The organism is Pantoea ananatis PA13 (genome assembly GCF_000233595.1).
GTDB classification, from domain to species: domain Bacteria; phylum Pseudomonadota; class Gammaproteobacteria; order Enterobacterales; family Enterobacteriaceae; genus Pantoea; species Pantoea ananatis.
Window position 1 is genome coordinate 2,257,668 of sequence record NC_017554.1, and the last position, 15,027, is coordinate 2,272,694.

The 15,027-nt window shown below is 55.1% G+C and carries 15 protein-coding genes; 9 read left to right on the forward strand and 6 right to left on the reverse strand.

Translation table 11 applies throughout. From position 1 onward, the window contains the following. The first annotated feature begins 185 nt into the window (after positions 1-185). Positions 186-1,751, forward strand: coding sequence for a transcriptional regulator TyrR (tyrR, locus tag PAGR_RS10685; RefSeq protein WP_044042545.1), 1,566 nt, complete (start codon positions 186-188; stop codon positions 1,749-1,751). A gap of 37 nt (positions 1,752-1,788) precedes the next feature. Here the strand turns inward: tyrR and tpx are convergent, their stop codons facing one another. Then, complete coding sequence (tpx, locus tag PAGR_RS10690; protein ID WP_013025896.1) at positions 1,789-2,292, reverse strand: thiol peroxidase; 504 nt, start codon at positions 2,290-2,292, stop codon at positions 1,789-1,791. Between the two features lie 150 nt (positions 2,293-2,442). Between tpx and ycjG the strand changes: the two genes are divergently transcribed. Then, positions 2,443-3,426, forward strand: a complete 984-nt coding sequence (ycjG, locus tag PAGR_RS10695) for an L-Ala-D/L-Glu epimerase (RefSeq protein ID WP_014605762.1) — start codon at positions 2,443-2,445, stop codon at positions 3,424-3,426. On the opposite strand, the gene mpaA is transcribed toward ycjG, so the two are convergent. Beyond that, positions 3,377-4,108, reverse strand: a complete 732-nt coding sequence (gene mpaA / locus PAGR_RS10700) for a murein tripeptide amidase MpaA (protein WP_013025894.1) — start codon at positions 4,106-4,108, stop codon at positions 3,377-3,379. The genes ycjG and mpaA overlap by 50 nt on opposite strands. Positions 4,109-4,260: 152 nt before the next feature. Between mpaA and PAGR_RS10705 the strand changes: the two genes are divergently transcribed. From PAGR_RS10705 to PAGR_RS24255, 3 genes are all read left to right on the forward strand, one after another. After that, positions 4,261-5,880, forward strand: coding sequence for a peptide ABC transporter substrate-binding protein (locus tag PAGR_RS10705; RefSeq protein WP_014605763.1), 1,620 nt, complete (start codon positions 4,261-4,263; stop codon positions 5,878-5,880). 117 nt (positions 5,881-5,997) lie between these two features. Next, on the forward strand, positions 5,998-6,981 hold the full coding sequence (gene zntB / locus PAGR_RS10710; RefSeq protein ID WP_013025892.1) for a zinc transporter ZntB: 984 nt from the start codon (positions 5,998-6,000) through the stop codon (positions 6,979-6,981). Positions 6,982-7,271: 290 nt separating this feature from the next. Then, positions 7,272-7,400 (forward strand): hypothetical protein, encoded by a 129-nt coding sequence (locus PAGR_RS24255; RefSeq protein ID WP_022623200.1) that lies wholly within the window; start codon positions 7,272-7,274, stop codon positions 7,398-7,400. A 54-nt stretch (positions 7,401-7,454) separates the two neighbouring features. Here PAGR_RS24255 and ttcA read toward each other — a convergent pair whose 3' ends face one another. After that, a complete protein-coding gene (ttcA, locus tag PAGR_RS10715; RefSeq protein WP_014605764.1) occupies positions 7,455-8,390 on the reverse strand; it encodes a tRNA 2-thiocytidine(32) synthetase TtcA in 936 nt (311 codons plus the stop codon). Positions 8,391-8,830: 440 nt separating this feature from the next. Continuing rightward, on the reverse strand, positions 8,831-9,487 hold the full coding sequence (locus PAGR_RS10720; protein WP_013025890.1) for an MgtC/SapB family protein: 657 nt from the start codon (positions 9,485-9,487) through the stop codon (positions 8,831-8,833). A 182-nt stretch (positions 9,488-9,669) separates the two neighbouring features. Between PAGR_RS10720 and PAGR_RS10725 the strand changes: the two genes are divergently transcribed. Continuing rightward, the gene (locus PAGR_RS10725) at positions 9,670-9,945 is read left to right on the forward strand and encodes a putative hemolysin (RefSeq protein ID WP_014605765.1); all 276 of its coding nucleotides are present in this window, start codon (positions 9,670-9,672) and stop codon (positions 9,943-9,945) included. Positions 9,946-9,978: 33 nt separating this feature from the next. Here PAGR_RS10725 and PAGR_RS10730 read toward each other — a convergent pair whose 3' ends face one another. After that, complete coding sequence (locus PAGR_RS10730) at positions 9,979-10,971, reverse strand: 2-hydroxyacid dehydrogenase (RefSeq protein ID WP_014605766.1); 993 nt, start codon at positions 10,969-10,971, stop codon at positions 9,979-9,981. Positions 10,972-11,113: 142 nt separating this feature from the next. Here PAGR_RS10730 and PAGR_RS10735 point away from each other — a divergent pair, with 142 nt between their 5' ends. From PAGR_RS10735 to PAGR_RS10745, 3 genes are read left to right on the forward strand one after another with little or no spacing between them, the layout of a single operon-like run. Next, entirely contained in the window at positions 11,114-13,747 is a 2,634-nt protein-coding gene (locus PAGR_RS10735) for a YdbH family protein (RefSeq protein ID WP_014605767.1), read from the forward strand. After that, positions 13,744-13,932, forward strand: coding sequence for a YnbE family lipoprotein (locus tag PAGR_RS10740; protein WP_014605768.1), 189 nt, complete (start codon positions 13,744-13,746; stop codon positions 13,930-13,932). Before PAGR_RS10735 ends, PAGR_RS10740 begins: the two co-directional genes overlap by 4 nt. 11 nt (positions 13,933-13,943) lie before the next feature. Then, on the forward strand, positions 13,944-14,264 hold the full coding sequence (locus PAGR_RS10745; RefSeq protein WP_013025885.1) for a YdbL family probable chaperone protein: 321 nt from the start codon (positions 13,944-13,946) through the stop codon (positions 14,262-14,264). 70 nt (positions 14,265-14,334) lie between these two features. On the opposite strand, the gene azoR is transcribed toward PAGR_RS10745, so the two are convergent. Beyond that, entirely contained in the window at positions 14,335-14,934 is a 600-nt protein-coding gene (gene azoR, locus PAGR_RS10750; protein WP_013025884.1) for an FMN-dependent NADH-azoreductase, read from the reverse strand. Positions 14,935-15,027 lie beyond the last annotated feature (93 nt).

Consider the following 15,027-nt stretch of genomic DNA (forward strand, 5'->3'; position numbering starts at 1 on the left):
GATACTGGGAAGATTAACTGCGAAAGACGTCGAAAACTCAAGACGTTATGGCGCGCCGCGTGCGAGGGATGTTTAAAAAAAACGCGCTTGCGTTAACGCTGTCAACTTTTCCTGACAGCCCCCTTTCTGCGGACGGGCTGTTTAGCGTATTATCGCGACATATCAAACGGATTAAGGCCCACGCAATGCGTTTAGAAGTGTTTTGTCAGGACCGTATCGGACTGGCGCGTGAATTGCTCGACCTGTTGGTGGCGCGCAGTATCGATCTTCGCGGCATTGAAGTCGCCGCCTCAGGCCGTATCTATCTCAATTTCTCCACGCTTGAATTCGAACAGTTCAGTAATCTGATGGCGGAAATCCGTCGTACACCCGGCGTCACCGATGTCCGCACGGTCCCCTATATGCCGTCTGAACGTGAACATCGGGTACTCAGCGCCTTGCTGGTTGCCATGCCAGAGCCGGTATTTTCGGTCGATTTGAGAACGAAGGTTGAGCTGGCGAACCCGGCGGCGCAAAACCTGTTTAATCTTGATGAAAACAAGATCCGCAATTTTACCGCCGACCACCTGATTAACGGTTTTAATTTTGCGCGCTGGCTGGAGAGCGATCGCGTTCAGGCGCAGGCGCAACATGTGGTGATAGAAGGGCGCGACTTCCTGATGGAAGCACACCCGATTTACCTGTCAGAGGACAACGACCAGGCCGACCAGCTCGTCGGCGCAATGGTGATGCTGAAGTCTACTGCCCGTATGGGGCGACAACTGCAGAACCTGGTGGTGACTGATGAAACCGAGTTCGATCATATTGTCGCCGTTACGCCCAGGATGCGGCAGGTCGTGGAACAGGCGCGCAAGCTCGCGATGCACGATGCACCGCTGCTGATTATCGGCGACACCGGCACGGGCAAAGACATGCTGGCGCGGGCCTGTCATTTACGCAGCGCACGCGGAAAGATGCCTTTTCTGGCGCTTAACTGTGCATCGCTGCCGGATGACGTAGCGGAAAGTGAGCTTTTTGGTCACGCAGCCGGGGCCTATCCCAATGCGCTGGAGGGCAAAAAAGGCTTTTTCGAACAGGCAAACGGTGGCTCGGTGCTGCTGGATGAAATTGGCGAGATGTCACCCACCATGCAGACGAAGCTGCTGCGTTTTCTGAACGATGGCACCTTCCGCCGCGTCGGTGAGGAGCATGAGGTACACGTGAATGTCCGCGTGATCTGCGCCACCCAGAAGAACCTGTTTGAGCTGGTTCAGCGCGGCGAGTTCAGGGAAGACCTTTTCTATCGCCTGAATGTGCTTACGCTGAATCTGCCGCCGCTGCGCGAGCGCGTTCAGGACATTATGCCGCTGACGGAAATGTTCGTGGCGCGTTTCGCCGATGAACAGGGCATTCCACGGCCGCGTCTTTCCTCACAGCTGAATGCTTTTCTGATGCGCTATAACTGGCCCGGAAACGTGCGGCAGCTAAAAAATGCCTTGTATCGTGCATTAACCCAGTTGGAAGGCCATGAGTTACGGCCGCAGGATATCGTCTTGCCGGAACAGGCGCTGGATGTGTCACTGGGGGAAGAAGCGATGGAAGGCACGCTGGATCAGATCACCAGCCGCTTTGAACGATCTATTTTGACGCGGTTATATTTGTCTTATCCGAGCACGCGCAAACTGGCAAAACGACTGGGGGTTTCCCATACCGCCATTGCCAATAAACTGCGAGAGTACGGTCTGGGGCAGAAGCGCGGCGACAACGAATAAAACGCAGCGGATAAGTCTGGCTTATCCGCTGTGGCCATTATTTCAGCGCAGCGAGTGCGGCATCATAATCGGGTTCAGTGGTGATCTCATTCACCAGCTGGCTGTAAAGCACTTTGTCATGCTCATCCAGTACGATAACGGCACGGGCCGTCAGACCCTGAAGGGCACCATCAGCAATTTCCACGCCAAAATCTTTTTTGAATTCCCCGCCGCGCAGCGTTGACAGCGTAACCACGTTGTTGAGGTTGTCTGCGCCACAAAAACGCGATTGAGCAAAGGGCAGGTCGGCGGAAATACATAACACCACCGTGTTATTCAGTTCGCCCGCTAACTGGTTAAACTTGCGCACCGAAGAGGCGCACACGCCGGTATCGACGCTGGGAAAAATATTCAGAATCTTGCGTTTTCCTGCATACTCAGAGAGTGAAACGTTAGACAGGTTTTTCGCCACGAGGGTAAAAGCGTTAACGCTATCGCCCGGCTGCGGGAACTGACCTGCAACCGCTACAGGGTTGCCCTGAAAGTGAACAGTCTGAGACATAAGAATTCCTTCTAATGATGTTATCTGACAGAAAAGAAAGCGTCAGTACAGGTATAGCCATTGTTTATGACATAAATTTTAAGGGTTTACGAGAGCATTTGTTGCCTAAAGTTAAATGGCGATGATGAATTCCAGAGAAAAGGAGAGGTAATGAGAACGGTAAAATGTTATCCCGAAGCATGGCCGCTGCATACGCCGTTTGTCATTGCTCGTGGCAGTCGCACCGAAGCCAAGGTCGTTGTCGTCGAAATCGAAGAAGAGGGCGTGAAAGGGATCGGCGAGGCCACGCCTTACACGCGCTACGGCGAAAGCGAAGCCCTGGTGCTGGAACAAATTGCGACCGTTATGCCTCAACTGCAGCAAGGGCTGTCGCGTGAAGCCTTGCAGAGCCTGTTGCCTGCCGGTGCGGCAAGAAACGCCATCGACAGTGCTCTCTGGGACCTTGCCGCTCGCCAGCAGCATGTGACGCTGGAGCAGTTAGTGGGCGCGGAACCGATCCAGTCTGTTGTGACTGCACACACGGTGAGCATTGATACGCCGGAAGCGATGGCCAGCAGCGCGCAGGCGTTGTGGCAACATGGCGCAACCCTGCTCAAAATCAAAATGGACAATAACTTTATTACCGAGCGCCTGATGGCGATTCGCGCTGCTGTTCCCGACGCGACATTACTTGTGGATGCGAATGAATCCTGGCATGCCGAAGGGCTGGCAGCCCGTTGCCAGCTGTTAGCCGATCTGGAGGTGGCCATGCTGGAACAGCCGTTACCGGCAGGTGAAGACGCGGCGCTGGCGAACTTTATCCATCCTCTTCCGATCTGCGCCGATGAAAGCTGCCACACGAGGGAAAGCCTGCCTGCTCTCCGTGGACGCTATGAGATGGTGAATATCAAGCTTGATAAAGCGGGCGGACTCACTGAAGCGCTTGCCCTGGCACATGCTGCGCTGCAGCAGGGCTTTACGCTGATGTCCGGCTGTATGATCTGTACCTCAAGAGCGATTCGCGCGGCGCTGCCGCTGGTACCGCTGGTGCGTTTTGCCGATCTCGATGGCGCAACGTGGCTGGCCGTGGATGTTGAACCGGCGCTTAAGGTACATGACGGGGCGTTAATGACGGCTGCCAGCGCAGCAGAGTAAGCATCGTCTCCAGATACGTTTCTGTGGCTTCGTCCACCGAGATAGCCGGCATCTCGGCAGTGACGCAGGGCAGACTCAGGTCGTGGCACCAACTGCCAAAGGAGCCCGGCGTGGCATAGCCCACGCTGCTCACCCGCGGTAATTGGGTCTGCGCCGCCAGCCAGGCGCCTACGTCTGTCTGTTCGGGGTCATCAATGCAGGCCAGAGGCTCGTGCCACGAGACGACCCAGGCCGGTTTAAGCTGATGAATGAGCGCGCACAGCGCCTGGGTTTCCGGCTCCGATGCCGGATGTGTCCCCGTTGACAGCTTAACGTCCCGCGCGTCTGCCGCGCTGTTCCAGCGGTAAACCGTTTCGCCCGACTGCCAGTTGGCGGCCGGAAAGTTTCGGTTCAGATCCACGCCATTCGCATTGGCACGCAGGCCCAGTTGACAGCCGTCGGGGTTCATCGCCAACACCACATGATGCCGACGCTGTGCCTCCGGCAAGGTCCGCAGCGCAGCGGAAAGGGCGGCTATCGCCGCGTTTTCATCACCGTGAGTGCCGGCCAGAATCAGGCCACTGTCGCCGTCCGCCTGCACGGCGGGAAACCAGAGTAGCGGGGCGCCCAGAACAGAGCGACCATACTGCTGCCAGGAAATAGCCAGTTTGCCGCGCAGCGGTCGCGGATGAATGGATGACATAGTGACGTTCTCCTGAGTTTATTTAAAAGTAGCGGAAAAGCCGGTCGGGGAAAATAGCTATTTATCAATCAGCAATTTGCGATAAAGTGGCCGTTAACAGGCTGAGTCAGTAATGCGCTGATCCAGCGCGTCTTTATTGCAAAGGGGTGATAATGGTAATCCGCTTTTCATTAACGCTAACGGCCCTGAGCCTGCTTAACGCGTTTGTGCCCGCGTTGGCCGCCGAGGTTCCTGCCGGTGCACAGCTCGCCGCGAAACAAGAGATTGTCCGCCATATCAAAGATGAACCCGCTTCCCTCGATCCGGCCAAAGCCGTGGGCCTGCCTGAAATCCAGGTGATGCGCGATTTGTATGAAGGGCTGACCAGTCAGGATGCCCACGGCAAAATTGTGCCTGGTGTCGCGCAGAGCTGGAGCAGCAGTGACAATAAGGTCTGGATACTTACTTTACGTAATAATGCCCGTTGGTCTGATGGCAAACCGGTGACCGCGCAGGATTTTGTATACAGCTGGCAGCGCGTTGTCGATCCTAAAACCTCATCGCCCCAGGCCTCCTTTATCGCACTGAGCGGCATGAGCAACGCGGGCGCGATTACCAAAGGCGAAATGACACCGGATAAGCTGGGCGTCACCGCCCTGGACAAGAATCGCTTGAAGATTACGCTGACCCGTCCGGTTCCCTGGTTTCCTGCGATGCTCTCTAACGTCGCGTTTTATCCAGTACCGCAGGGCGTGGTTGAAAACGCAGGTGCAGACTGGACCCAGCCGGGCAAACTGGTGGGCAATGGGGCTTATCAACTCAGCCAACGCGTCGTGAATGAAAAAATCGTTCTGGTGCGCAATCCCCATTACTGGGACAACGCCCACTCCGTTTTAACCAAAGTGACCTTTGTGCCCATCAACGAAGAATCGAGCGCAACTAAGCGCTACCGCGCTAACGATGTGGATATCACCGAATCTTTCCCCAAAAACATGTACGCGCTGCTGAAGAAAACGCTGCCCGGCCAGGTTTATACGCCGGATCAGCTCGGCACCTACTATTACGCGTTTAATACCCAGAAAGGGCCAACGGCCGACGTACGCGTGCGCAAGGCGCTGTCGTGGAGTATCGATCGCGCCGTTATCGCCGAAAAAGTCCTGGGCACAGGGGAAAAACCGGCATGGCATTTTACCCCTGACGTCACGGCCGGGTTCACACCGCTGCCCGCCCTACAGCAACAGCACAATCAAAAAGAGATGGATGCGCAGGCCAGAGCCCTGTTGGCAGCCGCAGGTTACAGCCCCGCTAAGCCGTTGAAGCTGACGTTGCTGTACAACACTTCTGAAAGCCATCAGAAAATCGCGATTGCGGTGGCGTCGATGTGGAAGAAAAACCTTGGTGTGGATGTGAAACTGGAAAACCAGGAGTGGAAAACCTATATAGACAGCCGAAACAGTGGCAACTTTGACGTTATCCGCGCCTCCTGGGTAGGGGATTACAACGAACCCTCGACGTTCCTGAATCTGCTCACCTCAGGCAACAGCAGCAACATTCCGCGCTTCAGTAATGCCGAATACGATGCCGTCATTGCCAAGGCAAGTATGGAAACCAGCGATAAGGCGCGCAATGCGGATTATAACCGGGCAGAGCAGATTATCGCTGACCAGGTCCCAATCGCGCCCCTTTATCAGTACACCAATGGCCGGCTCATTAAGCCGTGGGTCAAAGGTTACCCGATTACTAACCCCGAAGACGTTGCCTACAGCCGGGAATTGTGGATTGAGAAACACTAAGTCACAGCGGCCTGACATCAGGCCGTCTTTTGACATCTTTGTACACAGGCTCAGGATTGCAACTCAACAGCGCCACGCTAGACTGTATCGTATTGATTTTGATAGCGGGGTAACGGTGTGGACGGTGTAAAAGGAAAAGCGCTTCAGGTGACAGATGCCATTATTTCCTGCCAGTTGGATGGCAAGGGTGGCATGATCCCCATTGATGAAACGCAGGTGCTGCACGACGAGCATCCCTGCTGGTTGCATCTTAATTATACCCATCCCCGTAGCGCCGAATGGCTGCAGTCTACGCCTCAAATTCCGGATGCCGTGCGCGATGCGCTGGCTGGTGAAAGCATGCGTCCCCGTGTTTCCCGGCTGGGGGACGGTTTTATGATTGTCCTGCGCAGCGTCAACCATAACAGCGATGCACGACCTGACCAGCTGGTGGCAATGCGGGTGTTCATTAACGATCAGCTTATTGTCTCCACCCGCCGACGCAAAGTGTTTGCCGTGGATGAAGTGCTGACCGATCTCGAAAACGGCAACGGTCCGGTGAACTGTGGCAGCTGGCTGGTTGAAGTCTGCGATGCCTTAACCGGGCACACCAGCGAATTTATCGAAGACCTACACGATAAAATCATTGAGCTGGAAGATGCCTTACTTGATCAACGTATTCCGCCGCGGGGCGAGCTGGGACTGTTACGCAAACAGCTGATCGTAATGCGCCGTTATATGGCACCGCAGCGCGATGTCTTCTCGCGCCTGGCGAGTGAAAAATTGCCGTGGATGGACGATAGCGAGCGCCGCCGTATGCAGGAAATTGCTGACAGACTGGGCCGCGGCCTCGACGATCTGGACGCGGGCGTAGCCAGAACCGCCGTGCTGGCAGACGAAGTGGCCTCGGTCATGGCGGAATCCATGAACCGCCGAACCTACACGATGTCGCTTATGGCCATGATCTTTCTGCCAGCGACCTTTTTGACTGGCCTGTTTGGCGTCAATCTGGGCGGGATCCCCGGCGGCGCATGGCGCTATGGCTTTAGCGTCTTTTGTCTTTTACTCGTGGTACTGGCGTTAGGCGTGGCTGGTTATCTGCGCAAGCGACGCTGGCTGTAAGGCATGGGAGAGGAGCAGGGCGTCAGTCAGGAAAATTCCATTAACAGGACTAAAGCTGATCGACGTCAATATCTTCCAGACGCAAACCGCGCAAAATCTCTCTCGCAGGTGAATGCAACGTCAAGCGATGGGCGTTGCGCTCCATATTGTCTTACTTCCTTTTTTGAATTATTGCATAGCATATTTAATTCGAAATACGCCGGCTAACTAGCCGGCTTTTTTTTTGCCCGCTGGCTGAGATGTCAATTCTTTCCTAAGCTTAAAATCCATTCGCATAAGAGGAGAACGGCATGATGGCGATTCACAACAGCGAGCCCATTCCAACGGATCCGCCCCCCATTCCGCAGCCGCAGCCCGATCCGCCACCGGAACCGGAGTTTCCGCCGGTAATGGATCCGCCCCCTCACCGCAACGTATAAAAAAAGGGCACGCGAGTTGACGCGTGCCCTTTACTTTCATCGAACAGATAAGCGTTACTTAATTTCCAGCACGTTAAGACGTTCGCTGAGGTCAGGCGTTTCTTCTTCCTCGGCGCGCCAGCCAACCGGTGTGACCGGCAGCGTTTCGCGATCAAAGGCCAGATCGCCGCCATCGACCACGGCATCACCGTGTTGAATACCTTTAAAATCAAAGAGGTTGATATCTGCCATATGAGAGGGCACGACGTTTTGCATGGCGCTGAACATGGTTTCAATACGGCCAGGATAACGTTTATCCCAGTCGCGCAACATGTCTGCGACGACCTGACGTTGCAGATTCGGCTGAGAACCACACAGGTTGCACGGGATAATCGGAAACTGACGGGCTTCTGAGAAACGAATAATATCTTTCTCGCGGCAGTAAGCCAGAGGACGGATCACGATGTGTTTACCATCGTCACTCATCAGCTTGGGCGGCATGCCTTTCATCTTGCCACCGTAGAACATATTCAAAAACAACGTTTGCAGAATATCATCACGATGGTGGCCAAGGGCGATTTTCGTACAGCCCAGCTCCGTAGCGGTGCGATACAAAATTCCCCGACGCAGACGTGAGCACAGAGAGCAGGTCGTTTTACCCTCGGGAATTTTATCTTTAACGATTGAGTAGGTGTCTTCTTCAACGATTTTGTACTCAACACCCTGAGCATCAAGATATTCAGGCAGAATGTGTCCCGGGAATCCCGGCTGTTTCTGGTCAAGATTCACCGCCACCAGGCTGAATGACACCGGCGCGCTTTTTTGCAGGCTACGCAGGATTTCCAGCATGGTATAGCTGTCTTTGCCGCCTGACAGGCAAACCATAATGCGGTCGCCTTCCTCAATCATATTAAAATCGGCGATAGCCTCGCCAACGTTACGGCGTAAACGCTTCTGAAGCTTGTTGAGGTTGTACTGCTCTTTCTTGCTCGTTTCTTGATTTTGTTGCATTACGCGGTTTCTCAGTCATCAAAAGGGAAGTTCACAGAGTCAGTGTGCGGGTTAACCCGGCCCTGGCCCCGTGGGTCAATGCGCACAAACCTTTTACGCACTGCCGCGCCCCTTTGATTGGCTCTCTATGACGGCTTGCCGCCGGCAGTAAAAACCAGCGGACAAAAGTATGCCGCGTATGGTACGGATTACGCGTTCAATTTCCAATATCAATTTCTGCGTGCAGCAGAAAGTTCAAGGCTAACGATACAGCCACGACAGGTCTGTTAGCCCTGTCTGGCGATAACGATAAACAGGAAGACCTGGCTATTCTGCCTGCAAAGGTCAGGCCACCATCCAGAGGTCTGTCAGGCCTCTGTCATTTTCTATGCTGGCGCGGTTCATCATTCGCCCGGCAGGGCATCTTTATTCCCATAGCGTCCCGTTTATTCAGGCCCTGATCACATCATTTCCAGCGACTGCACGCCTTTGACTTCCATGATTTTGTCATACAGGTGCGCATCGCTGGATTTGCGCGATAAGGTAACCTGCACGCTTAATTCACACTGGCCGCTTTCTTCATCCCGGTTAATCACCGAAATATTGCCGTAGCGGATGCCTTCACGTTGCATCACCAGTAACACCAGCGGCACGCTCTTGGCTTTGAGGTAAACAATCAGCGTATGATGTTTACCAATTAATAAATGGCTCAGGCGGCGGAACACCTCCAGCACCACCAGTGCCAGCACCGTGCCGTAAATCCCAATCTCATACATACCGCTCCCGATCACCAGCCCGATAGCGGCGGTAACCCAGAGTCCGGCCGCCGTGGTCAGGCCTTTTACCACCTGCTTTTGAATCAGGATGGTGCCGGCACCCAGAAAGCCCATGCCGCTTACCACCTGCGCCGCAACGCGGCTGGGATCGAGCGCCACATGATCTTTCATCAGCATGTCGGCAAAACCGTATTTCGAAACCAGCATAAACATGGCGCTGCCGATACCGACCAGGATATGGGTACGTAACCCGGCTTCTTTGGCACGCATCTGGCGTTCCAGGCCAATCAGCCCGCCTAAAATGCCGGCCAGCGCGATACGAATCAGCATATCCATTAACATTGTTTTTCTCCGGTAATCATCATGTTCAGATAAGTGCAGTTACGTGACAGTGTGATAACAGGATAATTCTGCTTGCAATTAGCTGTGAGGTTTTTTGTAAAAAGCTGTTTCTTCTATCGACCCCGCGTCAGGGCTGACATATTCTTGCTAAGCCTTTAACTCACCTTCCCGGAGTCTGATTGATGAAAGCCGCTACTTTTCTGCTGGCTGGTGCCGCGTTGATACTGTCTGCCTGCAGCAGTAACAGCGATGACAACGAGCCACCACAACAAGCTACTGCCGCCCATGTTCAGCCACACGTGGTGATGTCGTCTATGGCAGAGGCAAACTGTGCCAATGCAGGAGGGACACTGGCGTTCTCAAGTCAGCTGGACGGATCGCGCATCGGGATGTGCCAGTTAGTTAACGGCCGCCGCTGCAGCGAACAAGCGCTGATCGGCGGTAACTGCGCACGCTAACGGGTTCAGGCCGGATAACACCGGCCGGATACGTCAGGCGGTAACCCGATTCTGACAGGTTTCGCCGCGGTTTAGCTGGCTGAGGTTTTCCAGCGTGGTGTCTGAAATCGCCGTCAGGGCTTCGGCGGTGAGAAACGCCTGATGACCGGTAAACAGCACGTTATGACAGGCTGACAGGCGGCGGAATACATCATCCTGAATCACATCATTAGATTTGTCTTCAAAGAACAGATCCCGCTCGTTTTCATAAACGTCCATGCCCAGCGCGCCTATTTTTTGCTGCTTCAACGCATCAATCGCAGCCTGAGAATCAATTAATCCGCCCCGACTGGTATTAATGATCATGACGCCGTCACGCATCTGCGAAAAAGCCTGTGCGTTGAGTAAATGATGGTTCTCCGCCGTCAGTGGACAGTGCAGGCTGATGACGTGCGACTCGGCAAACAGGGTTTTCAGATCGACATACTCCGCGCCGAGCGCTAAAGCCTGCTCGCTGGGATAAGGATCAAACGCCAGTAAACGCATTCCGAACCCTTTTAATATGCGCAGCGTGGCGATGCCGATTTTGCCGGTGCCAATGATGCCGGCCGTTTTGTTATGCATGTTAAAACCGGTCAGGCCGTCCAGCGAAAAATTGGCGTCGCGGGTGCGCTGGTAAGCGCGATGAATCCGGCGGTTCAGCGTCATCATCAGCCCCACGGCATGCTCGGCAACGGCTTCCGGGGAGTAGGCAGGCACGCGGACGACCTGAAGCCCCAGTTCGGCTGCCGCGTCGAGATCGACATTGTTAAATCCCGCACAGCGCAGGGCAATGTAGCGGACGCCCAGCCCCGCCAGCTCTTCGAGCACCGGGCGGCTGCCGTCATCATTCACAAAGATACTTACCGCATCGCAGTCTACCGCTGTCTTCGCCGTGCTTTCGCTGAGTAAAAAATCAAAAAAGACCAGTTCGAAACCATACTGTTGGTTGACCTGTTCAAGGTACTTCTGGTCATAGTGTTTAGTACTGTATACGGCGATTTTCATCGTTGTGCTCCTGAAAAGGGAATGTAACAAGAATAACGTTTTCTGTTGCTTTTTGCTGGTCGCTGTTTACCTTTCGCGGTGAAACCTTCACCTTCCGGACGTTACGTGCCATCATTATTCTCAGGATAGTGAGAAAAAAAGGATGCTTGTTTTCATGCCGCGGATTTTCCGTCGACGTCTCGCCGCTGTTCTGGCGCTGATTTTATTGCTGCTGGGATTACTACTGACGATCACACAGTGGCTGCCGCGCCTGGTGGGCATTTGGCTGCCTGCAGGTACGCGCGTCGAGCTGGAGGGCGCGCCACGCTGGCGGAATGCGCAGGTGCTGTTTCCCAACATCCATTACCTGGCGGATGACTGCCGTCTGGCGAGTGTCAAAAACGCCGCGCTGGGTTGGCATCACGCGCGCTGGGCGCTCAATGCGGATCAGGTCACGCTGGAAACTGAATGTCTGCAACAGCTACCTGAAACGCAAAACGATACGGCCGCGCCCAAAACTCTGGCCCAGTGGCAGGCGATGTTGCCGGGCGCCGACATTCATATTGGTAAACTGACCGTTTCCCCCTGGCAGGATTATGCTGGCGGGCTGGATCTGACGCTGGATAAATCGCGCCAGCAGTTACACTACCTCGGTGATAACCTGCAGCTCGACGCCACATTACAAGGACAGCAGCTCAATATCAGTCAACTGACGGTGACGCATCCCGCTTTACCCGAACCGCTCAGCCTCAATGGCCACTTCGAACTGCCCAAATATGCCAACGGCTTGCCGGTGAACGGTGAAATTACCGGCACGCTGGCGCTGGCGGCATTTCCGCAACCCGTGGACGCTGCGCTCAGTTGGGCGCATCAACGTGGTCTGCTTAATGTCACCACGGGGGGCAGCGATCGTCCTTTACTCCATCTTCCCTGGCAGGCCAGCCGAACCCGTATTGATATCGAAAAAGGTGAATATTACTGGCCACTGGCCTCGCAGCCGCTGTCGGGTTTCGTCAATCTGACGCTGAATAACTGGCAGGACGGGCTGGAGGCGACCCAAATCGTCGGTCGTCTCAATATGCTCACGCAGGGCCGGGGCGGTAAAGGTAACGTGGTGCTGGGGATGGGGCCGGGCCACCTCAGCCTTACGCAAAGCCAGCTGCCTTTGCAACTGACGGGCGAAAGCAAATTCGCGGCGATGCAGCTTTACGGCAGCATTCCCGGCGAGCTGAACGGCTCGTTGCTCAATCCGCAACTGACGATAAAACCCAAAGCACTTTTGCGCCTGCGCGGGCGTTTGCTCTCCACGCTGGAAGTCGATGAAGCGCGCTGGCCGCTGGCCGGCGTGCGCTTATCTTCGCAAGGCATCTCCGGACGCCTGCAGGCCATTCTCCGCGCTCACGATCCCAGCTTTGGCCGCTTTACGCTGCACCTGGATGGCGGCGCGCATAACTTCTGGCCGGATTCAGGCGTCTGGAACTGGCGTTACTGGGGCGAGGGAGAAATGCGTCCCTTACAGGCAAAGTGGGACGTCAATGGCACGGGCGGCTGGCGCGATACGCTGATTCATCTGGATAGCCTGTCTACAGGTTTCAATCAGCTGGAATACGGCAGCGTTCGGGTAGAGAAGCCGCGCTTAACGCTAACGGCGCCGGTGAACTGGCAGCGTGATGCGCACCACCCGTCATTTACCGGCCAATTCCAGATGCAGGCAGGAGAAACGCGCTTCAGCTACGGGGGCAGGCTGGCGGCCTCAACGCTGGACTTCGGTGCGACGGGCAGCGATCCCGGGCATTTCGTCTGGGGCGGACAGCTGAACGCGGGCAAGGTGGGGCCGGTACGTGTTAACGGCCGATGGGACAGCGAGCGTTTACGCGGACAGGCCTGGTGGCCAACGCAGTCGCTGACGGTATTCCAGCCGCTCCTCAGCCCTGAACTTAAAATGAAGATTCAGTCAGGTGAGTTACGCGCTCAGGTGGCTTTTTCTGCCGCCGCCAGACAGGGCTTTCAGGCTGGCGGTCACTGGACGGTGAAAAACGGCAGCGTCTGGACGCCGGACAGCCAGGTCAACGGGGTGGATTTTTCGCTGCCATTCCGACTGCAAAATCAACAGTGGCATTTCGGGTTACGCGGGCCGGTTTCGTTACGTATCGCCGAGATTAAAAATCAGTTTGCGATGCAGAACATTCGGGCCGACCTGCAGGGCGCTTATCCCTGGCGTGAAAACGATCCGCTGTGGTTACAGGATGTCAGTATGGATCTACTGGGCGGACACATTACCCTGCCATCCCTGCGCCTGCCTCAGCACAGCCCGGCGCGCGTTTCGCTCCGTGACATAAGCCTCAGCAAGCTCGTCAGCGCCATTAAACCTAAACAGTTTGCCATGTCAGGAAACGTGAATGGCGAGTTACCGCTGTGGATCAGTAATCCCCACTGGATTATTGAAAATGGCTGGATTGCCAACAGCGGGCCGCTGACTTTCCGTATGGATAAAGATATGGCCGATGCCATTACCCGCAACAATGTCGCCGCCGGTGCGGCGATGGACTGGCTGCGCTACATGGAGATTTCGCGGTCATGGGCCACGCTTAATCTGGACAATCTCGGGGAGCTGACGATGGAAGCCCAGGTAAAAGGCACCAGCCGCTTCAGTAATCGTAATCAGACCGTTAATTTAAATTATCGTCATCAGGAAAACCTGTTCCAGCTGTGGCGCAGCCTGCGCTTTGGCGATAATTTGCAATCCTGGGTGGAGCAAAATGCCACCTTGCCGTCAAAAAAGGATCAATCACCATGAGCCTCAGGGCCTTACTGCTGATGGTAGCCTGGCTACCGCTGATGGGTTGTGTGCCACGCATCGAAGTGGCTGCGCCAAAAGACCCCATTACTATTAATATGAATGTGAAAATTGAGCATGAGATCCACATCAAAGTGGACAAGGATGTCGAAGCCTTACTGAAAAACCAGAGCGGCCTGTTCTGAGGAGAGCCAGCATGAAACGCATTGGTCTTGCACTTTTACTGGCGACGACGATGAGCCAGCCGGCCTGGGCTCTGACGCTTGATGAGGCCCGTCAGTCGGGCCGGGTCGGCGAAACCCTGTCCGGTTATATTGCCCCTCGATCAGACGACAGCGAAACCCTCGCACTGGTTAAACGCATCAATGACGGACGGCGCGCAGAGTACCAGCGTCTTGCCGGGCAGAACAACCTGAAAACCGATGAGGTGGCCCGCATCGCTGGACAAAAGCTGGTCACGCGGGCGGGGACGGGGGAATACGTTCAGGGCATTAACGGGCAGTGGTTGCAGAAATAGCCCTATTGAGCAGGGCGATGCAGGCATAAAAAAACCGGGCTGATGCCCGGTTCCGCGTCAAACAGCATTATCACGCAGTAGCAATCTGCTTAATCGCGTCTTTGGCTTCGCTGGTTGCTTTCGTGGCTACTTCCGGGCCGTAAGCGATGCCTTCAGCCAACACGAACTCAACGTCGGTGATGCCGATAAAGCCCAGGAACAGCTTGACGTAAGGGGTTAGCAGGTCAGAAGGGCTGTCTTTATGAATGCCACCACGGCTCGACAGAATCACCGCACGTTTACCTTTCACCAGACCTTCCGGGCCCGCTTCGGTATAACGGAAGGTCACGCCAGCACGCGCGATCAGGTCGAAATAGTTCTTCAGCTGAGTCGGGATGTTGAAGTTGTACATTGGGGCCGCCATCACGATAACGTCGTGCGCCTGCAGCTCGGCAATCAGTTCATCAGACAGTGCCAGCGCTTCCTGCTGACGCGGTGACAGTGGCGCATCAGAAGGGCGCAGTGCGCCAACTAACTCACCGTCCAGTACCGGAACCGGGTTAGCAGCCAGATCGCGCACGGTGATCTGGTCGCCCTTAGCCTGTGCCTGCTCGATATAGAAGTCTGCCAGCTGGCTTGACTGAGAATAACCCGCAAGAATGCTTGATTTCAGAACGAGTACTTTGCTCATAGTAGTTTCCTGTCTGTTATGCGGAAGGCTTTCCGCTCAATGGTTTACACTTTACAAACATCGGCCTTAGGGTGAAAGCGCAATATTTCGAGA

What these genes read in the sequence shown, in the direction of transcription:
- tyrR (WP_044042545.1), top strand. Translation starts at nt 186, where the DNA reads ATGCGTTTAGAAGTGTTTTGTCAGGACCGTATCGGACTGGCGCGTGAA.
- tpx (WP_013025896.1), bottom strand. Translation starts at nt 2,292, where the DNA reads ATGTCTCAGACTGTTCACTTTCAGGGCAACCCTGTAGCGGTTGCAGGT.
- ycjG (WP_014605762.1), top strand. Translation starts at nt 2,443, where the DNA reads ATGAGAACGGTAAAATGTTATCCCGAAGCATGGCCGCTGCATACGCCG.
- mpaA (WP_013025894.1), bottom strand. Translation starts at nt 4,108, where the DNA reads ATGTCATCCATTCATCCGCGACCGCTGCGCGGCAAACTGGCTATTTCC.
- PAGR_RS10705 (WP_014605763.1), top strand. Translation starts at nt 4,261, where the DNA reads ATGGTAATCCGCTTTTCATTAACGCTAACGGCCCTGAGCCTGCTTAAC.
- PAGR_RS24255 (WP_022623200.1), top strand. Translation starts at nt 7,272, where the DNA reads ATGATGGCGATTCACAACAGCGAGCCCATTCCAACGGATCCGCCCCCC.
- ttcA (WP_014605764.1), bottom strand. Translation starts at nt 8,390, where the DNA reads ATGCAACAAAATCAAGAAACGAGCAAGAAAGAGCAGTACAACCTCAAC.
- PAGR_RS10720 (WP_013025890.1), bottom strand. Translation starts at nt 9,487, where the DNA reads ATGTTAATGGATATGCTGATTCGTATCGCGCTGGCCGGCATTTTAGGC.
- PAGR_RS10725 (WP_014605765.1), top strand. Translation starts at nt 9,670, where the DNA reads ATGAAAGCCGCTACTTTTCTGCTGGCTGGTGCCGCGTTGATACTGTCT.
- PAGR_RS10730 (WP_014605766.1), bottom strand. Translation starts at nt 10,971, where the DNA reads ATGAAAATCGCCGTATACAGTACTAAACACTATGACCAGAAGTACCTT.
- PAGR_RS10735 (WP_014605767.1), top strand. Translation starts at nt 11,114, where the DNA reads ATGCTTGTTTTCATGCCGCGGATTTTCCGTCGACGTCTCGCCGCTGTT.
- PAGR_RS10740 (WP_014605768.1), top strand. Translation starts at nt 13,744, where the DNA reads ATGAGCCTCAGGGCCTTACTGCTGATGGTAGCCTGGCTACCGCTGATG.
- PAGR_RS10745 (WP_013025885.1), top strand. Translation starts at nt 13,944, where the DNA reads ATGAAACGCATTGGTCTTGCACTTTTACTGGCGACGACGATGAGCCAG.
- azoR (WP_013025884.1), bottom strand. Translation starts at nt 14,934, where the DNA reads ATGAGCAAAGTACTCGTTCTGAAATCAAGCATTCTTGCGGGTTATTCT.